The sequence below is a fragment of the Streptomyces chattanoogensis genome (assembly GCF_001294335.1).
Classification (GTDB): domain Bacteria; phylum Actinomycetota; class Actinomycetes; order Streptomycetales; family Streptomycetaceae; genus Streptomyces; species Streptomyces chattanoogensis.
This window is the reverse complement of record NZ_LGKG01000001.1, coordinates 619,564-640,976: the sequence shown is the minus strand read 5'-3', so window position 1 is coordinate 640,976 and position 21,413 is coordinate 619,564. Positions and strand designations below refer to the sequence as shown.

Sequence of the window (21,413 nt, the reverse complement as noted above, 5' to 3'; positions counted from 1 at the left end):
CGGAGCCCTGGCCCCTTGACCTGCGAAATTCCGCGAAGACCCGCGAAATCCAGCGGAATCCCGCGCATACCTGCGGAACGGATCAGCCGAGGTTGACCGCGCGCACGGACGTCGCGCCGATCTCCTCCGCGATCTCGGCGAGCACCGCGGCCGGAATCGTGTCGTCGACAGTCAGCGCGACCAGCGCCTCGCCGCCGACGTTCTCGCGCGCGACCTGCATGTTGCCGATGTTGATGCCCGCCTCGCCCAGGATCCGGCCGACGGTGCCGACGACACCGGGACGGTCGGCGTAGCGCAGGAAAGCCATGTGATCGGCGAGCGCGAGGTCGATGGAGTGCTCGCCGACCGCCACGATCTTCTGGACGTTCTTGTGACCGGCGAGCGTGCCGGAGATCGACACCTCGGCGCCGCCCGCGAGCGTGCCGCGCACCGTCACCACGTTGCGGTGCTCGGGCGACTCGCTGCTGGTGGTCAGCCGCACCTCGACACCGCGCTCCTGCGCGAACAGCGGGGCGTTGACATACGACACCGTCTCGTCCACGACATCCTCGAACACGCCCTTGAGCGCGGAGAGTTCGAGCACCTTGACGTCGTGCTGGGTGATCTCGCCGTACACCTCGACGTCGAGGCGCATGGCGACCTCGCCGGCCAGCGCGGTGAAGATCCGGCCCAGCCGCTCGGCCAGCGGCAGCCCCGGCTTGACGTCCTCGGCGATCACGCCGCCCTGGACGTTGACCGCGTCCGGCACCAGCTCACCGGCGAGCGCCAGGCGCACCGACTTGGCGACCGAGATACCGGCCTTCTCCTGCGCCTCGCCCGTCGAGGCACCGAGGTGCGGGGTGGCGACGACCTGGTCGAACTCGAAGAGCGGCGAGTCGGTGCAGGGCTCGACGGCGTAGACGTCCAGGCCCGCGCCGGCCACCCGGCCCTCCTTGAGCGCGGTGGCCAGCGCGGCCTCGTCCACGATCCCGCCGCGCGCGGCGTTGACGATCCGGACCGACGGCTTGACCTTGTGCAGCGCCTCGTCGCCGATCAGACCGATGGTCTCCGGCGTCTTGGGGAGGTGCACAGTGATGAAGTCGGAGACCTCGAGCAGCTCGTCGAGGGTGAGGAGCTTGACGCCCATCTGCGCGGCGCGGGCCGGCTGGACGTAGGGGTCGTAGGCGACGACCTTCATGCCGAAGGCGGACATCCGCTGGGCGACCAGGACGCCGATCCGGCCGAGGCCGACCACGCCGAGGGTCTTCTCGCTGAGCTCGACACCGGTGTACTTGCTGCGCTTCCACTCGCCGTTCTTCAGGGCGGTGTTGGCCTGCGGGATGTTGCGCGCGGTGGCGACCAGCAGACCGCAGGCCAGCTCGGCGGCGGTGACGATGTTGGAGGTCGGGGCGTTGACGACCATCACGCCGGCCTTGGTGGCGGCGGAGACGTCGACGTTGTCCAGGCCCACGCCGGCACGGGCGACGACCTTCAGCTTGCCGGCGGCGGCGATCGCCTCGGCGTCGACCTTCGTCGCGCTGCGCACGAGGATGGCGTCGACATCGGCGATGGCGGGCAGCAGCTCGGCGCGGTCCGCGCCGTTGCAGTGCCGGATCTCGAAGTCGGGGCCGAGGGCGTCGACGGTGGCGGGCGACAGCTCTTCGGCGATGAGTACGACGGGTTTCGAGCTCACGTGGTCTTCAGTCCTCACTAGTCCTTCGCGGACGGCCGTCCCGACGGCCGAAGGCGGTGAAGGGGGAAAGCCGCGTGGAAGACGCACGACGTTGTGAGCCTGACGCGCTTGTTGGGTTTGAGTGTAGTGGCGCTGGGGGACGCAGCCTGCGCCGAAGCGGAAAGGTCACCCGTGCGGGGTTCTACGCGGTGGACAATGCGGCACCGCCGTCCTTGCGCAGGGGCCGCTCCGGGGATGGACGAAGGGGCCGCGGCCTGCGCCGCGACCCCTTGTCCTCGGGCTTACGCCTCGTTGTCGTCCACCCAGCTCATCAGCTTCCGCAGCTTCTTGCCGGTGGTCTCCAGCAGGTGGTCCTCGTCGGCCTTCTTGTACTCGTTGTACTTCGGCAGACCGGCGTTGTACTCCGCCATCCAGTTGTTGGCGAAGGTGCCGTCCTGGATCTCGGCGAGGACCTTCTTCATCTCGGCCTTGGTGGCGTCGGTGACGACGCGGGGGCCGGTGACGTAGTCGCCCCACTCGGCGGTCTCGGAGACCGACCAGCGCATCTTCTCCAGGCCGCCCTCGTACATCAGGTCCACGATCAGCTTCAGCTCGTGGAGGCACTCGAAGTACGCGATCTCCGGCTGGTAGCCCGCCTCGACCAGGGTCTCGAAGCCGGCCTTGACCAGCGCCGAGGCACCGCCGCAGAGCACGGCCTGCTCACCGAACAGGTCGGTCTCGGTCTCCTCGGTGAAGGTGGTCTTGATGACGCCGGCGCGGGTGCCGCCGATGGCCTTGGCGTACGAGAGCGCCAGGGCGAACGCGTTGCCGGAGGCGTCCTGCTCGACGGCGGCGATCGCCGGGACGCCGCGGCCCTCTTCGTACTGACGGCGGACCAGGTGGCCCGGGCCCTTGGGGGCCACCAGGGCGACGTCCACACCGGCCGGGACCTTGATGAAGCCGAAGCGGATGTTGAAGCCGTGGGCGAAGAACAGCGCGTCGCCGTCCTTGAGGTTGTCCTTGATGGACTCCTCGTAGACCTTGGCCTGGATCGGGTCCGGGATGAGGATCATGATGACGTCGGCCTCGGCGGCCGCCTCGGCGGGCGTCACCACGCGCAGGCCCTGCTCCTCGGCCTTGGCCTTGGACTTCGAGCCCTCGTGCAGACCGACCCGCACGTCGACACCGGAGTCACGCAGGGACAGCGCGTGCGCGTGGCCCTGGCTTCCGTAGCCGATCACCGCGACCTTGCGGTTCTGGATGATGGACAGGTCGGCGTCGTCGTCGTAGAACAGCTCGGCCACTTGGGGTCTCTCCTTGGATGTAGCTGGTTGCCCACACAGTACGCGGGCGGGGTGGGGAAGGTTCGGGGGTCTCGCCATACGGTCCCTACGCTTCGGTAGGACCGTGGCGCCGTGTCGGACCGGTGGCGGGTCAGGCCGAACGGTCCAGCGCGCGCAGCGAGCGGTCCGTGATGGAGCGGGCGCCGCGGCCTATGGCGATGGTGCCGGACTGCACCAGTTCCTTGATGCCGAACGGCTCGAGCATCTTGAGCATCGCCTCCAGCTTGTCACTGGATCCGGTGGCCTCGATCGTGACGGCGTCCGGGGAGACGTCCACGGTCTTGGCGCGGAAGAGCTGGACGATCTCGACGATCTGTGAGCGGGTCTCGTTGTCCGCGCGGACCTTGACCAGGACCAGTTCGCGCTGGATCGCGGTGCCCGGCTCCAGCTCGACGATCTTCAGGACGTTGACGAGCTTGTTGAGCTGCTTGGTGACCTGCTCCAGCGGCAGCGACTCCACGCTGACCACGATGGTGATGCGGGAGATGTCGGGGTGCTCGGTGACACCCACCGCGAGGGAGTCGATGTTGAAACCGCGGCGGGAGAACAGCGCGGCGATCCGGGCGAGGATGCCGGGGGTGTTCTCCACCAGGACGGAGAGCGTGTGCTTGGACATTCGTCTTCTCTCTTCTTCCGTGCGTCCGTGTCGTCCTGGGCTCAGTCGTCTTCGCTGTCGCCGAAGTCGGGACGCACGCCCCGGGCGGCCATGACCTCGTCGTTGGAGGTGCCGGCCGCGACCATCGGCCACACCTGGGCGTCCTCGTGCACGATGAAGTCCACCACGACCGGGCGGTCGTTGATGGCATTGGCCTTGGCGATGACCGCGTCCAGCTCGTCCGGGCTCTCACAGCGCATCGCGACACAGCCCATCGCCTCGGACAGCTTGACGAAGTCCGGGATGCGGGTGCCGGCGGACGGCTGCTTGCCGTCGGCCTCGGGGCCGGAGTGCAGCACGGTGTTGGAGTACCGCTGGTTGTAGAACAGGGTCTGCCACTGGCGGACCATGCCCAGCGCGCCGTTGTTGATGATCGCGACCTTGATCGGGATGTTGTTCAGCGCGCAGGTGACCAGCTCCTGATTGGTCATCTGGAAACAGCCGTCGCCGTCGATCGCCCAGACCGTACGGCCGGGCTGTCCGGCCTTGGCGCCCATCGCGGCGGGCACGGCGTAGCCCATGGTCCCGGCGCCGCCGGAGTTCAGCCAGGTGGCGGGCTTCTCGTAGTCGATGAAGTGGGCGGCCCACATCTGGTGCTGGCCGACGCCCGCGGCGTAGATGGTGTCGGCCGGGGCGAGCTGCCCGATCCGCTCGATGACCTGCTGCGGGGCGAGGCTGCCGTCGTCCGGCTGCTCGTAGCCCAGCGGGTAGGTGTCGCGCCAGCGGTTGAGGTCCTTCCACCAGGTGCTGTAGTCGCCCTGGTGGCCGGCGTCGTGCTCGGCCTGGACGGCGACGATCAGATCGGCGATGACCTCGCGGGCGTCACCGACGATCGGCACGTCCGCGGCGCGGTTCTTGCCGATCTCCGCCGGGTCGATGTCGGCGTGCACAACCTTGGCGTAGGGGGCGAAGGAGTCGAGCTTGCCGGTGACGCGGTCGTCGAAGCGGGCGCCGAGGGTGATCAGCAGGTCGGACTTCTGCAGTGCGGTCACCGCCGTGACCGAGCCGTGCATACCGGGCATGCCGACGTGCTGCGGGTGGCTGTCGGGGAAGGCGCCCAGCGCCATCAGGGTGGTGGTGACGGGCGCGCCGGTCAGCTCGGCGAGCACCTTCAGCTCGGCGGTGGCGCCGGCCTTGAGCACGCCGCCGCCGACGTAGAGCACCGGGCGCTTGGACTCGACGATCAGCCGGGCGGCCTCGCGGATCTGCTTGGCGTGCGGCTTGGTGACCGGGCGGTAGCCGGGCAGGTCCGTGTGCGGCGGCCAGCTGAAGGTGGTCCGCGCCTGGAGGGCGTCCTTGGCGATGTCGACCAGGACCGGGCCGGGGCGGCCGGTGGAGGCGATGTGGAACGCCTCGGCGATCGTCTTGGGGATGTCGGCCGGGTCGGTGACCAGGAAGTTGTGCTTGGTGATCGGCATCGTGATGCCGCAGATGTCCGCCTCCTGGAAGGCGTCCGTACCGATCGCCTTGGACGCGACCTGACCGGTGATCGCGACCAGCGGGACGGAGTCCATGTGCGCGTCGGCGATCGGGGTGACGAGATTGGTGGCACCCGGGCCCGAAGTCGCCATGCACACGCCGACCTTGCCGGTGGCCTGTGCGTATCCCGTTGCGGCGTGTCCGGCGCCCTGCTCGTGGCGGACCAGGACGTGCCGGACCTTCGAGGAGTCCATCATCGGGTCGTACGCAGGCAGGATCGCACCGCCGGGAATGCCGAACACGGTGTCGGCCCCGACCTCCTCGAGCGCACGGATGAGGGACTGCGCACCCGTGACGTGCTCGACGGTGGCGGGCTGCTGCGATCCGCCGGCGTTACGGGCCCGCGGCTGCGGATGGTGGGCCCCGGAGGCCTGCTCGGTCATCTGCGTCTCTTCTCGAAGCTGAGGGTTTTGACGGATTTGTGAGGTCGCTGTGCAACAAAAAACCCCCCGTGCCTAGTGGCAAGCGAGGGGAGCGCGTCGGAGCGGTTCGCTGGGCATCTTCAGCCCTGGCTTCAGCCGACGCGCTTTCCAAGTACGAGAATTCGGGTGCGCATGGCACTGACCCTCCCCCCGCCGTGCACCGAGTGTCAAGTGGGTGGGACGGAGGTCTCACTATTTGAGCGCAATGGCGGATGCCCGAGCGAATCCGGGCCCGCCGCACCGCCCCTCGGGACGGGCAGGCCGCTGCCGCTGAGCACCACCGTGCGGCCGTCCCCGGCGAGATCGGGCACCGGGTACGCACCGCGGTTCAGGGCGCGGCGCAACCGGGGTTCGTCCAGCGGACCGGAGAAGGCCAGGCCCTGGCCGTGGGTGCAGCCCATGGCGCACAGCGCCAGGACCTGCTCGGGCAGATCGACGCCGTCCGCGACGGAGTACATGCCCAGGTCCGCGGCGATCCTCAGCAGCCCGGAGGTGATCTTGTGCAGCCGAGGGGACTCCACGATGCCGTCGATCAGGCCGCGGTCCAGCCGCAGCACATCCACCGGAAGCCGGCGCAGCGCCATGGCGGCGTACCCGCTGCCGAAGCCGTCCAGGGCGATCCGTACGCCGAGGCGGCGCAGCGCCACGAGTCGGCGTTCGAGCTCGTCCAAGGGGACGCGGGGGTCACTTTCGGCCAATTCCAGGACGAGCGAACCCGAGGGCAGGTCATGCCGGGTGAGCAGCGTTTCGACGGTCTTGGGGGGCAGTCCGCGGTCCAGGAGGCGCCGGGCGGAGAGCCGGACGGCGACCGGGACGGGATGGCCCGCGCGGTGCCGCGCCGCGGCCTGCTCGACCGCCTCCTCCAGCTGCCAGCGACTCAGCTCCGCGGCCCGCTCGCCGTCCTCCGTGCGCCGGCCGCGGTCGCCGACCCGCAGGAACTCCTGGGGGGTGAACAGGATGCCCTCGGCGGAGCGCCAGCGGGCGTGCGCGGCGACCGCGGTGATCTTTCCGCTGGCCAGCTCCACCACGGGCTGGTGCAGCAGCGCGAACTCGCCTTCGTGCAGCGCGGTACGCAGCTTGGTGGCGAGCTCGGCGCGCTGCACCACTTCGGCCTGCATCTGGGGGGCGTACATCTCCACCCGGCCCTTGCCGGCCTGCTTGGCGCGGTACATCGCCATATCGGCGTTGCGCAGCAGCGCGGACGGGCTGACCCCCGGGTCGGCGAAGGCGACGCCGATGCTGGCCGCGACGCGGACGTCGCGGCCGTCGATGCGGTACGGCTCGGAGAGCTTGATGCGCAGCCGGTCGGCGATCTCATGGACCCGGAATTCGCGCTGCGCGCGGTCGCGGGTGCCGTCGCCCGTGATCAGCGCCGCGAACTCATCGCCGCCGAGCCGCGCCGCTATGTCCCCCGAGCGCACCGACTCGCCGAGCCTGCGGGCGGCCTGCACCAGGAGCTCGTCGCCCGCCTGGTGCCCGATGGTGTCGTTGACCTGTTTGAAGCCGTCGAGGTCGATATAGAGCACGGCGGTGTCGTGGTCGCTGGCGCGGCGGCCGCTGACGGCCTGGCTGACGCGTTCGGTGAACAGCGCGCGGTTGGGCAGATCGGTGAGCGCGTCGTGGGAGGCGTTGTGCTGGAGCTGGGCCTGGAGGCGGACCCGTTCGGTGACATCGCGGGAGTTGAAGATCAGGCCGCCGTGGTGGCGGTTGACGGTGGACTCGACGTTCAGCCAGCCGTCGCCGCCGACGCGCCGTGAACCGGCCCGGAAGCGGCATTCGATACGGGTGGTCGGCTCCTTCTCCGGTGAGGCGGCGAGGAACCTGCGGACCTCGTGCACCACCCGCCCCAGGTCCTCCGGATGGATCAGCGCGGCCAGCTCGGAGCCGATCAGCTCCTCCGCGTCGCGGCCGTACACCCCCGCCGCGGCGGGGCTCACATAGCGCAGCACACCGGTCGGGGCGGCGATCATGATGACGTCGCTGGAGCCCTGCACCAGGGAGCGGAAGTGGTTCTCCTTCTGGGCCAGTTCCTGGGTGAGGGTGATGTTGTCGAGCAGCATGATGCCCTGGCGGACGACCAGTGCGAGGACGACCGTGCAGCCGGTGAAGAGCACCACCTTGTCGATCCGCCGGCCGTCCAGGACGTTGGTGAGGATGCCCAGCGTGCAGACGGCGGCGGCCAGATACGGGGTCAGGGCGGCGAGCGAGCCCGCGATGGGACGGCTGCCGGGCGGCTGGGCGCGGCGGGCGGCGCGCTGGAAGTCGTCACCGGCGTGCCGGGGGTCGTCGGCCGCCCCGGGGGTACGGCGGGCGACCCAGGGGGCGTACGCGAGCAGCAGCGAACCGGCGAACCAGCCGGCGTCCAGGATCTGGCCCGAGCGGTAGTGGTCGCGCAGCAGCGGCGAGCTGAACAGGGCATCGCACAGCACCGTCAACGCCAGCGCCGCGATGGCGGTGTTGACCGCGGAGCGGTGCGCCGAGGAGCGCCGGAAGTGCAGCGCGAGCACCATGCTCACCAGCACGATGTCCAGCAGCCGATAGGCCAGCGACAGGGCGCCCTGGGCGACGCTGGAGCCCTGGAAGTGGGTGGTGTGGGCGAGCGCGAGGCTCCAGGAGAGGGTGATCAGGGAGCCGGCGATCAGCCAGGAGTCCAGGCCCAGGCAGACCCAGCCGGCCCGGGTGACCGGCCTCTTGGCGAGCACCAGCAGGCCGACGATGGCCGGCGGTGCGAACAGCAGGAAGCAGAAGTCGGCGAGGGAAGGGCTGGGCACCTGGGCCTGCAGAACGACTTCGTACCAGCCCCACACGCCGTTGCCGAGGCCGGCCATCGCGGAGGAGGCGGCGAACAGCATCCAGGCCGGCCGGAAGCGGCCGGTGCGGTGCCGGTGGGCGTACAGTCCGCAGGAGACGGCCGCCACCAGGGCGGCGACGCTGAGGCCGAAGTCGCCCATGAACAGCGCGACTTCACGGGATCCCCAGCCGAAGGCGGCGCCGACGGCATAGCCGCCGCAGATCACGGCCAGGGCGATCTGCGGTACCACGCTCGGCGGGCCGCCGGCGGGAGCCGGCGGCCGGGAGAGCACCGCCCCGGGGGCGCTCACCGCGCTCTCCCGCTCGCCCGTGCGCGACGACGTCGCGATCGGCGCACCTGGAGGTCCAGCACTATTCCCTCGGGCGCTCGTGGATCGCGCGTCTCGCGATTCGCCCATCGGCCGTACATCGCCCGTCGCCCCCCTCGAGTTCCGGATCCTTCGCACCGCGCCGCGCAGCTCCCGGCGCCGTCCCCGATCCGGACGATACACCAGTTCCGTCACTCAGGGACATAGGGTCTCTACACAGCGTGACTGACCATGAGTTGATGAACACAGCATGCAGTCGTACGGCCCCGTAGAGCTACTCGCCACCGCTTCGGCCGGCGGTGGCGACCACGTTCCGGAGGGGCTCCCCGGCCGCGAAAAGCGTCAGCTGGTCCCGCAGAAGCCGCTTCGCACGGGGCAGGAAGGCAGAACTGGGGCCACCGACGTGTGGAGTGATGAGCACGCCGGGAGCGTGCCACAGCGGATGCCCGGCGGGCAGGGGTTCCGGATCGGTCACATCGAGTGCCGCGCGCAGCCGTCCGGAGGTCACTTCGGGGAGCAGCGCGGCGGTGTCGACGATCGCGCCGCGGGCGACGTTCACCAGGAGTGCGCCGTCCTTCATCCGGGCCAGGAAATCGCGTCCGACCAGGCCACGGGTCTCGTCGGTGAGCGGAGTGGCGAGGATGACGACGTCCGCGTCGGGCAAGAGGGCGGACAGGGCGGAGAGTGGATGCACAGGGCCGCGCACAGTGTCACGTGCGGTGCGCGCGATGCGCGCCACCCGCGCGCACTCAAAAGGCGTGAGCCGGTCTTCGATGGAACTGCCGATCGAACCATAGCCCACTATGAGGACGGACTTGTCCGCAAGTGCGGGCTGGAAACCGGCCCGCCATTCCTCCGCCTCCTGGCCCCGTACGAAGTCGGGGATTCCGCGCAGCGCCGCCAGGGTCAGCGTCAGCGCCAGCTCGGCCGTGCTGGCGTCGTGCAGCCCCCGGGCGTTGCACAGCCGGGCGCCGGAGGGCATCGACGGCAGGCCCGGCAGGAGGTGCTCGATCCCGGCGGTCAGGGCCTGTACGGCCTCGACCCGGCCCATCAGCGGCAGCGGGCGCAGGCAGACCTCCGCGTCCTTCATGTACGGCACGGCGTAGAAGACGCAGTCCCCGGGGTCGCCGGGGTACTCGGGGACGGCGTCCCAGTGGAGGTAGCGGAACCCCTCGGGGAGGCCGTCGATCTCGTCGGGCGGGATGGGCAGCCAGACGTCCCTGGTACCGGCGGGACCGTGGGTTGTTGTCATGATCGCAGGCTATGCGAAGAGACGTTTGGTTCAGACGTTAGTTTGGTGACGGCCCTTGATCGGGGGCGAGGGGACGGAGGCACGGCCAGGTGGAGCGCAGGACAATCGGTGCGGCGGCCCTCGAGGTGGGCGCTGTCGGACTGGGCTGTATGCCGATGAGCTGGGGATACACCGAGTCTCAGCGCAGCGGTGAGGGCTCACTGCGGGCCCTGCACACCGCGCTCGACCGGGGCTGCAGCCTGCTGGACACCGCCGATATGTACGGCCCCTTCACCAACGAACTCCTCGTCGGCCGGGCGCTCAGGGAGCGGCGTCAGGACGCCTTCGTCTCCACCAAGTGCGGGCTGCTGGTCGGCGAGCAGCACATCGTCGCCAACGGGCGCCCGGGCTATGTCAAACGCGCCTGCGACGCCTCGCTGCGCCGGCTGGGGACCGACCGCATCGACCTCTACCAGCTGCACCGCGCCGACCCCGAAGTACCCATAGAGGAGACCTGGGGCGCGATGGCGGAGCTGGTGGCGGCGGGAAAGGTGCGGTCGCTGGGGCTGTGCGCGGTGGGCGCGCGGGCGGTGCGGCCGACCCGCGCGTCCCGTACCGGCCGCCGGCCGGGCGCCGGGCGCGGCGTGCCGTCCCGGATGCACGACGGCACGCTGCGCCAACTGGAGCGCATCCAGCAGGTGTTCCCGGTCAGCAGCGTGCAGGCCGAGCTGTCGGTGTGGTCGCCGGAGGCGCTGGAGGAGCTGCTGCCGTGGTGCGAGTCCCGGGGCGTCGGGTTCCTGGCGGCGATGCCGCTGGGCAACGGCTATCTGACCGGCACCCTCACCCCCGGCCAGGGCTTCGAACCGGAGGACATCCGAGCCCGCCATCCCCGCTTCACCGCCGAGATGATGGCGGCCAACCAGCCGGTGGTGGCGGGGCTGCGGCGGATCGGCGCCCGCTACGGCGCGACGCCCGGCCAGGTGGCGCTGGCCTGGGTGCTGGCCCAGGGCCGCCATGTGGTTCCCGTACCGGGCACGAAGAAGGAGCAGTGGGCGGCGCAGAACGCCAAGGCCGCGGATCTGGTGCTGAGCAAGGAGGACCTGGCGGAGATCGCGGGTCTGCCGCCCGTCCGGCAGTCCTGGTAGCCCCGCATGTGGTGTTCTTGACCACGCCCGGACGACGAGAGGACCCCACCGTGCAACGCCGTACCCAGACCGCCCTGTTGGCCGCCGCTTCGCTGCTCCTGGCGGCCGGGTGTTCCTCCGGCGGCGCACCGGCCGCCGGCGGGAGCGGTTCCGCGTCCCCCGAGAGCAGGCGCACCGGCGCACCGGCGTCGCCGGGCCCCGGTCCGTCGAGCACCGCGCCGCCCGCCAAGGGCTCGGTCAAGGTGGTCTCCACCCTGACCACCGGGCTGAAGTCGCCCTGGGGCGTGGCGGTGCTGCCGGGCGGGGATCTGCTGGTCGCCTCCCGCGACACCGGGAAGATCGTCCGGGTGTCGGCGGACGACGGGAAGACCACGGAGCTGGGCTCGGTGCCGGGCGTGGACCCGGGCGGCGAGGGCGGGCTGCTGGGCATCGCGGTGTCCTCGGCGTTCGGCACGGACCACCAGGTCTATGCGTACTTCACCACCGCTTCCGACAACCGCATCGCCCGCATGATCTACGACGAGAAGCGCCCCGCGGGCGACCAGCTCGGTGCTCCCGACACGATTCTGCGGGGCATCCCCAAGGGCCAGATCCACAACGGCGGCCGGATCGCGTTCGGCCCGGACAAGATGCTGTACGCCGGCACCGGCGAGACCGGCGACACCGGGCTCGCACAGGACAAGGAGTCGCTGGGCGGCAAGATCCTGCGGATGACGCCGGACGGCGAGCCGGCGCACGGCAATCCCCGCGCGGATTCGGTGGTCTACGACTACGGCCACCGCAATGTGCAGGGGCTGGCCTGGGACGGCGGGAAGCGGCTGTGGGCCTCGGAGTTCGGGCAGGACACCTGGGACGAGCTCAACCTCATCGAGCCGGGCGGGAACTACGGCTGGCCGGAGGTCGAGGGCAAGGCCAAGGGCGGCGCCAATGCCTCCGGGTACACCGATCCGGTGGAGGTGTGGAAGACCAAGGACGCCTCGCCCAGCGGCATCGCCTACGCCAAGGGCTCCGTCTGGATGGCGTCGCTGCGCGGCGAACGGCTGTGGCGGATCGCGCTGAACGGCACCAAGCCGGTGGCCGCCCCGCAGGCCTTCCTGAACGGCAAGTACGGGCGGCTGCGCACCGTCGTCGCGGCCGGCGACGGCTCGTTGTGGCTGGTCACCAGCAACACCGACGGGCGTGGCCGGCCCCATGGGGGCGATGACCGGATTCTCCGCCTGAAGGTGAGCTGATCCGGTTCGGGAGAACTGATCCCTTTTCCGGGCGGCCTGCCTAGACTCGGGTGCGGGGGACGGGTCGCACCGAAAGGGGACACGTGTTCAACGTTGTGGAGGAACTGTTCGCACCCGGCCGTAAGCACACCGACGAGGAGCGGCAGAAGATGTCGCTCGTCGTCGATGACGTGGGGGACGGCGATCCCGGGGAGGGCCCGATAGACCTCTCGTCCGGGACCGTCGTCGTCAAGGCGCCGCGTCCGCGGCCGTCAGCCGAGGGGCATCCGGAACATTTGGCGTGAACCGCATTCGGGGCCCGCTCCGGCCGCCTCGGCCGGAGCGAAGCCCAAGGCCTCGTAGAAGGCGCAGGCGGCACTCGCGACGGCGCCCGGGTGGTCGGGGCCGAAGGTGATCACCTCCACGGTCCCCGGGCCCCGTACGAACCTGCGCAGGGCATCCGCCGGCAGCGCCCGGCCGACGCCCCTCCCCCGTGCCCGCTCGGCGACGACGAGCCGGCGCACGTGGTACGTCGGGGACTCCCCCGCACCCGTCGCCTCCTTCACGCTGAACAGCAGCCCGCCGAGGGGGACTTGACGCTGTGGCGACACCGCGACCAGCGCGGTGGACCTGCCGATGTGCCGGTCCACCGCGGCACGGAAGCCGGGGTCACCGGCCATCGGGCCGGACCAGTGCTCCACCTGGGCCGCCGGCTCCAGGAAGCCGGGGACGTCCCTCTCGCGGGCGGCCCTGATGATCACCGGCTCGTCGGCTCTCCGAACAGCCGGAGTCGGTGGGCCACCGCGCCCGCCTCGCCGCGGCCGGAGACGCCCAGCTTGGCGAGGATGTTGGAGACATGGACGCTGGCGGTCTTGGGCGAGATGAACAGGGCGTCGGCTATCTGGCGGTTGCTGCGGCCATCGGCGACCAGGCGGAGTACGTCGCGTTCCCGGCGCGTCAGGCCCAGCGATTCGGCGGGGGCTGCGGGGGTGCGGGGCTCGGCGGCCGGGGAGGGTGCGGCAGCCGCGGTCAGGCCGGGGAGGGGTATGCGGGCGCGCTGGGCGAGGAGTTCGGCCTCCTCGGCCAGGGGGCGGGCGCCCAGTGTGGTGGCGGCGGCGTGGGCCTGGGCGAGGAGGAGGACAGCGGTCTCGCGCGGGGTGCGGCCGTCCAGTCCCGTGGTGGCGCGCTCGGTGCCGTGGAGCAGCGATTCGGCCCAGCGGTAGCAGGCCAGGGCGTGCTCGTGCGGGCGCTCCAGGGGCTCGAAGGCGCCGGCCGCGGCGGCCCAGGCGTCGGGCGCCTCCCGGCCCTCGGCGCGGCGGAGTTCGGCGTCGACCGCGAGGGCGTACGCCGCCCAGACCGGGGAGAAGCACGGCAGCCGCCCGGCGGCGTCGCGGATCCGGGCGAGGACCTCGGCCCGGCCGGGCTCGGCGGCGGGCAGTCCCCGGGCATCCGACTCGGCGGCCGTGGCCGACCACAGCAGCGGCCAGGCGTAGCGCGCGGTACCGGGCGGGAATCCGGCGTCCAGGGTCTGCTCGAGGACGCCGCGGGCGTCGAGCAGCCGGCCCCGGCCCGCGGCGAGGCGCAGGGCATGGCGGGCCATCGGGATGGCGTGCTGGGGCTGGGGGTCGTGGGTGCCGTAGCTCTCCTGGGCGAGGGCGAGCCGGCGCTCGGCGGCGGTGAGATCGCCCGCGTCCAGGGCCAGCTCGGCGCGGCGGTTGACGGCCAGCGCCATGGAGCGGCGGCTCTGGGAGAGCTGGCCGGCGTCGTCGGCGGCCCGGCCCGCCTCCTCCCAGCGGCCCAGCGAGTGCAGCGATTCGGCGAGGTTGCCCGCCACCCAGCTCGCGGTGTCCTTCAGGCCGTAGCGGAGGGTGAGTTCGACGCCCCGGTTGGCGACCTCGACGGCCTCGCGGGAGCGGCCGACGCCCTCCAGGGCGGAGGAGAGGTTGATGTGGCCGCGGCCGATGACGGAGAAGTAGCCGCGGTCCATGGAGCGTTCGAGGGCGGTACGGAAGTCGGCCAGGCCGCCCTCGACCTCGCCCGCGTCGACGCGCAGGCCGGCCAGCGTCACCCGGGAGTTGAGCTCAGCCTCTTCGTCGCCGACCGACTGGGCCAGCTCCACGGCCCGTTCGGCCGTCGTGAACGTGCCGGGCCCCGGTGTGTGCAGCACCTGCCAGCCCGCGACTCGGTCCATGACCGCGGCGTGCACCGAGGACGGCGGCAGCCCGCTCATCAGCTCCTGTGCCTTGCCCAGATCGGCCCAGCCGTTGCCGCGGCCGGTGCGCTGGACGAGCCGGGAGCGCTGCATCAGGAACCACGCCTCGCGAAGGGGGTCGTGCTCCTCGCGCAGCGCGCGCAGGGCGCGCTTGGTGATGGTGAAGGCCCGCTCGCCGTCGCCGGACAGCCGGGCGGCCACCGCGATCTCGGCGAGCAGGTCGAGGAAGCGCAGCGCCTCCTCGTTGCAGCCGCACGCCGGGTATGCCTCGGCGTAGTCCACCGGGCGCACGCTCTGGCGGACCTCCACCGGTGCGTCGTCCCACAGCTCCAGGGCGCGGTCCAGCAGCCGCAGCTGCTCGGCGTAGGCATGGCGGCGGCGGGCCTGGACGGAGGCGGCGAGGACGGCGGGCAGCGCCTTGGCGGCGTCATGGGCGTGGTACCAGTAGCTGGCCAGGCGGGTGGCGCAGGCGTCGGCGCGGACCAGGGAGGGGTTGGCCTCCAGGGCCTGGGCGTAGCGGCGGTTGAGGCGGGTGCGCTCGCCGGGCAGCAGATCGTCGACGACGGCCTCGCGGACGAGGGCGTGCCGGAAGCGGTAGCCCGTACCGTCCTGGGTGGGCACCAGGGTGTTGCTGCCGACGGCTGCCCGCAGCGCCTCGATGAGGGTGTCCTCGGGCATCCCGGCGACGGCGGCGAGGAGTTCGTACTCGACCGTGGAGCCGCCCTCGGAGACGATGCGCACCACCCGCTGGGCGTCCTCGGGCAGCGCCTCGACGCGCACCAGCAGCAGATCGCGCAGCGGGTCGCTCAGGCCGTGCAGACAGCCGTCGGCGATGCTGCGGGCCAGCTCCTCGACGAAGAAGGCATTGCCCTCGGAGCGCTTGAAGACCCGGTCGACGGTGGTTTCCTCGGGCTCGCTGCCGGTGATCCCGGCGAGCTGGGAGCGGACCTCGGCGCGGTTGAAGCGGGCCAGCTCGACGCGCCGGACCGTCCGCGTCCGGTCGATCTCGGCGAGGAAGGGGCGCAGCGGGTGGCGGCGGTGGATGTCGTCGGAGCGGTAGGTCGCGACCAGGAGGACGCCGGACTTGTGCAGCGCCCGCAGGAGGTAGGCGAGGAGTTCGCGGGTGGAGCGGTCGGCCCAGTGGAGGTCCTCGATGACGAGGACGAGGCTGCGCCGTGCGGCGAGCCGCTCCAGGAGGCGGGCGGTGAGCTCGAAGAGGCGGGCGCGGCCGGTCTCCTCGTCGTGGGCCTCGCCCGCCGCTTCCCCCAACTCCGGCAGGATGCGGGCGAGTTCGCCCTCCTGACCGGCGACGGCGGCGGCGAGTTCGTCGGGCAGATGGGCATTGAGGGTGTGCAGGACCGCGGAGAAGGGGGCGTACGGCAGGCCCTCGGAGCCGATCTCGATGGAGCCGCCGAGCGCGACCAGCGCGCCCTGGGCGCGGGCCGATTCGGTGAACTCCTCGATCAGCCGGGTCTTGCCGACCCCGGCCTCGCCGCCGATGAGGATCGCCTGCGGCGCTCCGGACGCCGCGGTACGGGCGAGCGCGTCGCGCAGCGCGGCCAACTCGGCCGCGCGGCCGACGAACACGGGACTGACGGACCTGGTCTGCACGCTGCTGAGCATCGCACAGGGGTCCGACAATCCGGCACTGTGTTTCTCCACACGGATGGTGGCGCAGGGTCAGACGGCGGCGCGGCGTACCCGCAGCCACCGGCCCCGCCGACTACTCACCCGCCCTTCGGGTTCGTTCTCCCCGGAACGGGCACCGGCCGGGCGCCCCTCGACCGCCTGGCGGACCAGCCGCTGCCGGTCGGCCTCGCGGCGCAGTTCCTCGTAACGGACCCTCAGTTCCAGCTCGGAACGGAACATGGTGTCTCTCCTGACGACTCGGTGGAACGGCTTGCTGACGCTTGCTGACGTCCTCAAGCCTCGTCGCCAAGGGGGGTCCACCGCATCGGGAGAGTTCCCGATCTTCGTGCCCGTACGAGACTCAGAAACCCGCGGGGCGGCCCGCGCGGTCCTTAGAAACCGTTGGGGCCGCCCTTACGGGCCTTAGATTCCGGCACCGTCATGCGTACGGGGCTCAGGCACCGGGCGCGGCGCCCTTAGGGATGGCGGGCATGCTCGCGAACAGGTCGAGGTACATCCCCGCCGCGATGAACAGGCCGAGGACGCCGAGCACCAGTCCGCCCCAGGCGACGGCCCGTACCCAGGTGGTGCGCGCCTGGGTCAGCGCCACACCGGCGACGATCATGGCGAGCAGCGCGAAGACGCCGTTGACCAGGGCGGTGGTGTGCCAGGGGGTGCCGTAGGCGGCGGCGATCGGGTCGGTGACCTTGCCCGACTGGAGCCCGATCTGCCCGACCAGCTTCTGCCGCTCGGACATCAGCGTCCCGAGCCAGGTGCCGGTGACGGAGGCGAGGCCGAGCCCCGCGGCCACCACGGCCCCGGCGCCGGCCGCGACGCCGGTGGGCCGGGCGGTTTCCGGAGAGTCCTCGGTGTCGTCCTGGGTGTCGTCGGTGGTGTCCTGGAGATCGCCGGAGCCCTCGGCGGGGCCCCCGTCCTCCGGTTCGGTGCTCGTGCCGGTGGCGGCGGTTTCCTGGGCCGCGTCCGCCTCAGGGGCGGTCTCGTCGTCGGCGCGCTTGTCCGTGGTCGTCGTTCCAGTCGTCGTTCCCATGGGCGCGACCGTAGGTGCCGTGTCTGAGAGTCCGATGAGAACGACGGCGAACGGCCGGCGACGCACCCGCGACACGCCCTGGGGCGGGCCCTTGGCCCTACGCTCTCACCAGCGGGTTCTCGCCGTCCCGCGGGCCGGGCCCGGCGGCCGGACGCTCCCCCTCCGGCGGCGGTTCGATGCTGATCCGGGGCAGCCGGCGGTCCAGCCAGGAGGGCAGCCACCAGTTGGCTCCGCCGAGGAGATGCATCAGGGCGGGGACCAGCAGCGTACGCAGCACGAAGGCGTCCAGGGCGACGGCCGCAGCCAGCCCGATCCCGAACATCGCGATGATCCGGTCGCCGCTGAGGATGAACGCCGCGAACACCGCGATCATGATGACCGCCGCGGAGTTGATCACCCGGCTGGTCTCGGCGAGGCCGACCCGTACCGCCCGGCGGTTGTCCCGGGTCAGCTGCCACTCCTCGTACATCCGGGACACCAGGAACACCTGGTAGTCCATGGACAGTCCGAAGAGCACCGACACCATGATGACCGGCAGGAACGGCTCGATCGGCCCGGCGCTGCCCAGCCCCAGCAGTTCGCTCCCCCACCCCCACTGGAAGATCGCGACCACGATCCCGAAGGACGAGGCGACCGCCGCGACGTTCATCAGCGCGGCCTTGACCGGGATGCCGATGCTGCGGAAGGCGAGCAGCAGCAGGACCGAGCCGAGCGCGATGACGACGCCGACGAAGAGCGGCAGCTTGCCGACGATGACGGCGGCGAAGTCGTCGTAGCCGGCGGTGATGCCGCCGACGTACACCCGCATCGTCGTACCGTCCGCGGCCTCCGGGAGGACGTCGGAGCGCAGCCGCTGTACCAGGTCGGAGGTCTGCCGGGACTGCGGGGAGCCGTCCGGTACGACCGTGATCACGCCGGTGCTGCGGCTGCCGTCGAACTCCGGCCCGCCGACCTGGGCGACGCCGGGCGTCTGCCGCAGCCGGTGCGGCAGTTCGTCGAACGCCAGCCGGTCCTTGGAGCCGTCCAGACTGCCGACCAGCGTCAGCGGCCCGTTGAACCCGGGCCCGAAGCCGCTCGCCTTGTTGTTCCCCTTGTTGCCCCCCTCCGCACCGTCGCCCGCCAGCAGGTCGTACGCCTTACGGGTCGTCGAGGTGGCCGGATTGTTGCCCTGGTCGGAGGTGCCCAGGTGGAGGCCCAGCGTCGGCAGCGCGAGGACGATCATGACGGCGGCCGCGGCCATCCCCAGCAGCTTGGGGTGCCGTTCGACGAAGGAGGACCAGCGGGCGGCGATCCCGGCGGGGTGTTCGGGCCGCGGTCCGCGCTCCGCCAGCCGCCGGCGCTCGCGGCGGCTGAGGGCCCTGTTCCCGATCAGTCCGAGCAGGGCGGGCAGCAAGGTGACGGAGGCGGCGACCGTCAGGACGACGGTGAGCGAGGCGGCGAGGGCGACACCGTTGAGGAAGCTCAGCCGCAGGACCAGCATGCCGAGCAGCGCGATGCAGACGGTGGCGCCGGCGAAGACGACGGCGCGCCCGGACACCGATACGGCCCGTTCGGCGGCCTCCTGGACGGACAGTCCCGACCGCAGGCCCTTGCGGTGCCGGGTGACGATGAACAGCGCATAGTCGATGCCGACACCGAGGCCGATGAGCATGCCCAGCATGGGGGCGAAGTCGGCGACGGTCATGACGTGGCCGAGCAGGGTGATTCCGGCCGAGGCGGTGCCGACGGCGGCCAGCGCGGTGATGATCGGCAGCACCGTTGCGGCGAGCGAGCCGAAGGCGAGGAACAGCACCACGGCCGCCGCGCACAACCCGATGATCTCCGGCAGCTGGGCGCGTGGCGCCTCGGTCAGCGCGATCCCGGCGCCGCCCAGCTCCACCTGGAGCCCGTCCCCGGAGGCGGCCTGCGCGGTGTCCACGACCTTTCTGACCTGGCCCGCGTGCAGCTCGTCGGTCGGCCGGTCGAAGACGACGGAGGCGTAGGCGGTGTGCCCGTCCTCGCTGATCTGCCGCGCGCGCTGCGCCGCGTCACCCGGCACGTCACCCCTTGCGCCGTCACCCCGCGCGCCGTCTGCGACCCGCCCGTAGGGGCTGTGCACCTCGGAGACCCCCGGCAGCCCGGCGACCTCCCGCAGCGCATGCGTCATCCGCTTCTTGACCGCCTTGGCCCGCACCGACCCCGCGTCCGTGTGCCACACGATGGTGTCGCTGTCCCCGGACTGCCCGGGGAACGCCTTCGCCAGCAGCGCACCGGCCCGCCCGGACTCGGTCCCGGGGACCTCGTAATCGGTCGAGTACGCCGATCCCGCCACCCCCGCGGCCACCGCGACCCCCGCAAAGGCGGCGAGCCAGAGAACGATCACCACGATGCGGCGCCTGAAGCACCAGCGAGCCAGAGCGGTCACGGACCTCGTCGTCTGCTTCCCGGGTTGGGCGTCGATAACTCCCGGGGTGACGGGTGGTGCCGAGCGCGGATGTGCGGATGTGCGGATGTGCGGATGTAGGGGACGGGGGCCCAACGGTCTGCCGGGCCCGCCTCGGGGAGCAGGGTGCCAGCCCGAAAAGATCCTTAGGTCGGTTTGTGGACTTCCCCACAAGGGACTGGAGGCGAGAACTGCCTTTAATTCCCCCCTAATTGATACTAACCGGAACAAAATCGAGAAACTCCCCCAAATCCACCCAACTGGCACCGTCTCGCGGCGGCCACCACTCGCACCACACGATCTTCCCCGGCCCGCGCTCCTCGACTCCCCACTTGTCCGCGAGCGCGGACACCAGCATCAGCCCCCGCCCGGACTCCTCACTCGCCGCACCGCCCCACTCCGGCACCCGCGGCACCCCGTCACCACTGTCGTGCACCTCGACCCGCAACGGCCCCTCCGCCACCCCCATCGCCAGCCACAGCCGGTAGCCACGCCCCGGCGGGGCACCGTGCAGCAGGGCGTTGGTGGCCAGTTCGCTCACGCAGAGCACGACATCGTCCGCCGTGTACGGGAAGTCCCAGTCGGCGAGCGCGGTACGGGCGAACTCCCTGGCCAGCCGCACGGTTCGGCGGTCGCGCCGGTAGAACGCCGTGCGGATCCGGACGGCCTGAATCTCCTTTTGCATGGCGCCACTGTCACACCCTGTCATTACGCTGGACCACAGCGTGAAGTCGTACAGATCCGTTGTACGACTTCGCGCCGCATCAGACCGTCACGACGGGGGGAAGGCAACGCGCATGCACCCGGCGAACAAACCGAAGAGGATCACGTCCTGGCATGTGATCGGAGCCCAGCTGAGCCACTTCCGGAAGGCGGCCCGGCTGACGCAACCGGCGCTGGCGGAGGCGGTGGGGCTGCACGACGACACCATCGGCTCGATCGAGCAGGGGCGCCGGCCCCTGAAGATCGATCTGGCCGAGACGTTGGATGAACTCCTCGACACCAAGGGGGTGTTGGCGGTTGCGGTGTCGAAGGTGCCGGAGCGGGAGAAGCTGCCGGCGTTCGTTCATGACCTGGTGGAGCATGAGGAGGAGGCGCTCACCCTGCTCTGGTACGAGAGTCAGGTTGTGCCGGGGCTGCTCCAGACCGAGGCCTACGCGCGGGCGCTCTTCTCCTATCTGTACCCGCCGATCAGCAATGGGTTGGCAGAGGAACGACTCTCGGCACGCCTCAGCCGCCAGAAGGTCCTGGAACGCGATCCCGCGCCGCCGATGATGAACTTCGTCTTGGAAGAGGTGATCCTGCATCGCCCCGTCGGCGGCCCTGAGGTAATGCGCGAGCAGATCCGACACTTGCAGAGGTGCGCCGAACTGCCCTTCCTCGGGCTACAGATCATGGCGACCAGACGAACCCATGCAGGGCTCGCTGGACCGATGATTGTGCTGGAAACACCGGAGCACGATCACGTCGCCTACATCGAGACGCAACGCGTCAGCTTCCTGGTCGATGACCCAGATGAGGTCAGTGTGTACCAACAGAAGTATGGGATGCTGCGTTCACAGGCCCTGACCCCCGACGAAAGCATGGGTCTGCTGGACGATCTGCTAGGAGAGTCATGACCAACGCAGCGGCCCCGAAAGCTGTCGTCGACACCCTCGTTTGGTTCAAGTCCAGCTACAGCAGCGATGAAGGCGGCGCCTGCATCGAGGTCGCCACCTGCTCCTCCCCCCACCCCACCATCCACATCCGCGACTCCAAGAACCCCAACGGCCCGACGCTCACCCTGGGCGCCACCGCCTGGGCCGCCTTCGTCGCAGACATACAGCACGGCGTCCGATAGCCGCCA

The 21,413-nt window shown here is 71.1% G+C and carries 17 protein-coding genes; 5 read left to right on the top strand and 12 right to left on the bottom strand.

Annotated features, from left to right (window positions below; all coding sequences use genetic code 11):
* Positions 1 to 82 precede the first annotated feature (82 nt).
* The 6 genes from serA to ADL29_RS02775 all read right to left on the bottom strand — a co-directional run bounded on the left by serA (position 83) and on the right by ADL29_RS02775 (position 9,921).
* Positions 83 to 1,672, bottom strand: a complete 1,590-nt coding sequence (gene serA, locus ADL29_RS02800; protein WP_053922137.1) for a phosphoglycerate dehydrogenase — start codon at positions 1,670 to 1,672, stop codon at positions 83 to 85.
* Between the two features lie 281 nt (positions 1,673 to 1,953).
* On the bottom strand, positions 1,954 to 2,955 hold the full coding sequence (gene ilvC, locus ADL29_RS02795) for a ketol-acid reductoisomerase (protein ID WP_053922136.1): 1,002 nt from the start codon (positions 2,953 to 2,955) through the stop codon (positions 1,954 to 1,956).
* 130 nt (positions 2,956 to 3,085) lie between these two features.
* Entirely contained in the window at positions 3,086 to 3,610 is a 525-nt protein-coding gene (gene ilvN, locus ADL29_RS02790; protein WP_046925857.1) for an acetolactate synthase small subunit, read from the bottom strand.
* A 41-nt stretch (positions 3,611 to 3,651) separates the two neighbouring features.
* Positions 3,652 to 5,511: an acetolactate synthase large subunit gene (locus ADL29_RS02785; protein WP_053922135.1), complete on the bottom strand. Its 1,860-nt coding sequence runs from the start codon at positions 5,509 to 5,511 to the stop codon at positions 3,652 to 3,654.
* A 206-nt stretch (positions 5,512 to 5,717) separates the two neighbouring features.
* Positions 5,718 to 8,651, bottom strand: coding sequence for a putative bifunctional diguanylate cyclase/phosphodiesterase (locus ADL29_RS02780; RefSeq protein ID WP_053922134.1), 2,934 nt, complete (start codon positions 8,649 to 8,651; stop codon positions 5,718 to 5,720).
* 292 nt (positions 8,652 to 8,943) lie between these two features.
* Positions 8,944 to 9,921: a 2-hydroxyacid dehydrogenase gene (locus tag ADL29_RS02775; protein WP_053922133.1), complete on the bottom strand. Its 978-nt coding sequence runs from the start codon at positions 9,919 to 9,921 to the stop codon at positions 8,944 to 8,946.
* Positions 9,922 to 10,010: 89 nt separating this feature from the next.
* Between ADL29_RS02775 and ADL29_RS02770 the strand changes: the two genes are divergently transcribed.
* The 3 genes from ADL29_RS02770 (at position 10,011) to ADL29_RS02760 (ending at position 12,561) form a co-directional block, all read left to right on the top strand.
* Positions 10,011 to 11,045: an aldo/keto reductase gene (locus tag ADL29_RS02770; protein WP_053922132.1), complete on the top strand. Its 1,035-nt coding sequence runs from the start codon at positions 10,011 to 10,013 to the stop codon at positions 11,043 to 11,045.
* A gap of 50 nt (positions 11,046 to 11,095) precedes the next feature.
* Entirely contained in the window at positions 11,096 to 12,277 is a 1,182-nt protein-coding gene (locus ADL29_RS02765; protein ID WP_053922131.1) for a PQQ-dependent sugar dehydrogenase, read from the top strand.
* An 83-nt stretch (positions 12,278 to 12,360) separates the two neighbouring features.
* The gene (locus tag ADL29_RS02760) at positions 12,361 to 12,561 is read left to right on the top strand and encodes a DUF6191 domain-containing protein (RefSeq protein ID WP_046925863.1); all 201 of its coding nucleotides are present in this window, start codon (positions 12,361 to 12,363) and stop codon (positions 12,559 to 12,561) included.
* Here the strand turns inward: ADL29_RS02760 and ADL29_RS02755 are convergent.
* The 6 genes from ADL29_RS02755 to ADL29_RS02730 all read right to left on the bottom strand — a co-directional run bounded on the left by ADL29_RS02755 (position 12,529) and on the right by ADL29_RS02730 (position 20,252).
* The gene (locus ADL29_RS02755; RefSeq protein ID WP_053922130.1) at positions 12,529 to 13,017 is read right to left on the bottom strand and encodes a GNAT family N-acetyltransferase; all 489 of its coding nucleotides are present in this window, start codon (positions 13,015 to 13,017) and stop codon (positions 12,529 to 12,531) included. The two genes, ADL29_RS02760 and ADL29_RS02755, sit on opposite strands and share 33 nt — an antisense overlap.
* Positions 13,014 to 16,091 (bottom strand): helix-turn-helix transcriptional regulator, encoded by a 3,078-nt coding sequence (locus ADL29_RS02750; RefSeq protein ID WP_053922129.1) that lies wholly within the window; start codon positions 16,089 to 16,091, stop codon positions 13,014 to 13,016. The genes ADL29_RS02755 and ADL29_RS02750 overlap by 4 nt, the downstream gene beginning before the upstream one ends.
* Before the next feature lie 57 nt (positions 16,092 to 16,148).
* On the bottom strand, positions 16,149 to 16,337 hold the full coding sequence (locus ADL29_RS02745) for a hypothetical protein (protein ID WP_046925866.1): 189 nt from the start codon (positions 16,335 to 16,337) through the stop codon (positions 16,149 to 16,151).
* Positions 16,338 to 16,551: 214 nt separating this feature from the next.
* On the bottom strand, positions 16,552 to 17,145 hold the full coding sequence (locus ADL29_RS02740; RefSeq protein ID WP_053922128.1) for a hypothetical protein: 594 nt from the start codon (positions 17,143 to 17,145) through the stop codon (positions 16,552 to 16,554).
* Positions 17,146 to 17,242: 97 nt separating this feature from the next.
* Complete coding sequence (locus ADL29_RS02735) at positions 17,243 to 19,549, bottom strand: MMPL family transporter (RefSeq protein ID WP_053922127.1); 2,307 nt, start codon at positions 19,547 to 19,549, stop codon at positions 17,243 to 17,245.
* Between the two features lie 226 nt (positions 19,550 to 19,775).
* Positions 19,776 to 20,252 (bottom strand): ATP-binding protein, encoded by a 477-nt coding sequence (locus ADL29_RS02730; protein WP_053922126.1) that lies wholly within the window; start codon positions 20,250 to 20,252, stop codon positions 19,776 to 19,778.
* Positions 20,253 to 20,364: 112 nt separating this feature from the next.
* Here ADL29_RS02730 and ADL29_RS02725 point away from each other — a divergent pair, with 112 nt between their 5' ends.
* Both ADL29_RS02725 and ADL29_RS02720 read left to right on the top strand, forming a co-directional pair.
* Positions 20,365 to 21,186 carry a helix-turn-helix domain-containing protein gene (locus tag ADL29_RS02725; RefSeq protein WP_053922125.1) on the top strand — a complete coding sequence of 274 codons (822 nt, stop codon included), beginning with the start codon at positions 20,365 to 20,367 and terminating at the stop codon, positions 21,184 to 21,186.
* Complete coding sequence (locus ADL29_RS02720; RefSeq protein ID WP_053922124.1) at positions 21,183 to 21,407, top strand: DUF397 domain-containing protein; 225 nt, start codon at positions 21,183 to 21,185, stop codon at positions 21,405 to 21,407. Before ADL29_RS02725 ends, ADL29_RS02720 begins: the two co-directional genes overlap by 4 nt.
* The last annotated feature ends 6 nt before the right edge of the window (positions 21,408 to 21,413 follow it).

Excerpts from the sequence above, each read along its gene's own strand:
- ADL29_RS02785 (WP_053922135.1), bottom strand. The coding sequence starts at position 5,511 with ATGACCGAGCAGGCCTCCGGGGCCCACCATCCGCAGCCGCGGGCCCGT.
- ADL29_RS02725 (WP_053922125.1), top strand. The coding sequence starts at position 20,365 with ATGCACCCGGCGAACAAACCGAAGAGGATCACGTCCTGGCATGTGATC.
- ADL29_RS02730 (WP_053922126.1), bottom strand. The coding sequence starts at position 20,252 with ATGCAAAAGGAGATTCAGGCCGTCCGGATCCGCACGGCGTTCTACCGG.
- ADL29_RS02740 (WP_053922128.1), bottom strand. The coding sequence starts at position 17,145 with ATGGGAACGACGACTGGAACGACGACCACGGACAAGCGCGCCGACGAC.
- ADL29_RS02745 (WP_046925866.1), bottom strand. The coding sequence starts at position 16,337 with ATGTTCCGTTCCGAGCTGGAACTGAGGGTCCGTTACGAGGAACTGCGC.
- ilvN (WP_046925857.1), bottom strand. The coding sequence starts at position 3,610 with ATGTCCAAGCACACGCTCTCCGTCCTGGTGGAGAACACCCCCGGCATC.
- ADL29_RS02775 (WP_053922133.1), bottom strand. The coding sequence starts at position 9,921 with ATGACAACAACCCACGGTCCCGCCGGTACCAGGGACGTCTGGCTGCCC.
- ADL29_RS02720 (WP_053922124.1), top strand. The coding sequence starts at position 21,183 with ATGACCAACGCAGCGGCCCCGAAAGCTGTCGTCGACACCCTCGTTTGG.
- ADL29_RS02750 (WP_053922129.1), bottom strand. The coding sequence starts at position 16,091 with ATGCTCAGCAGCGTGCAGACCAGGTCCGTCAGTCCCGTGTTCGTCGGC.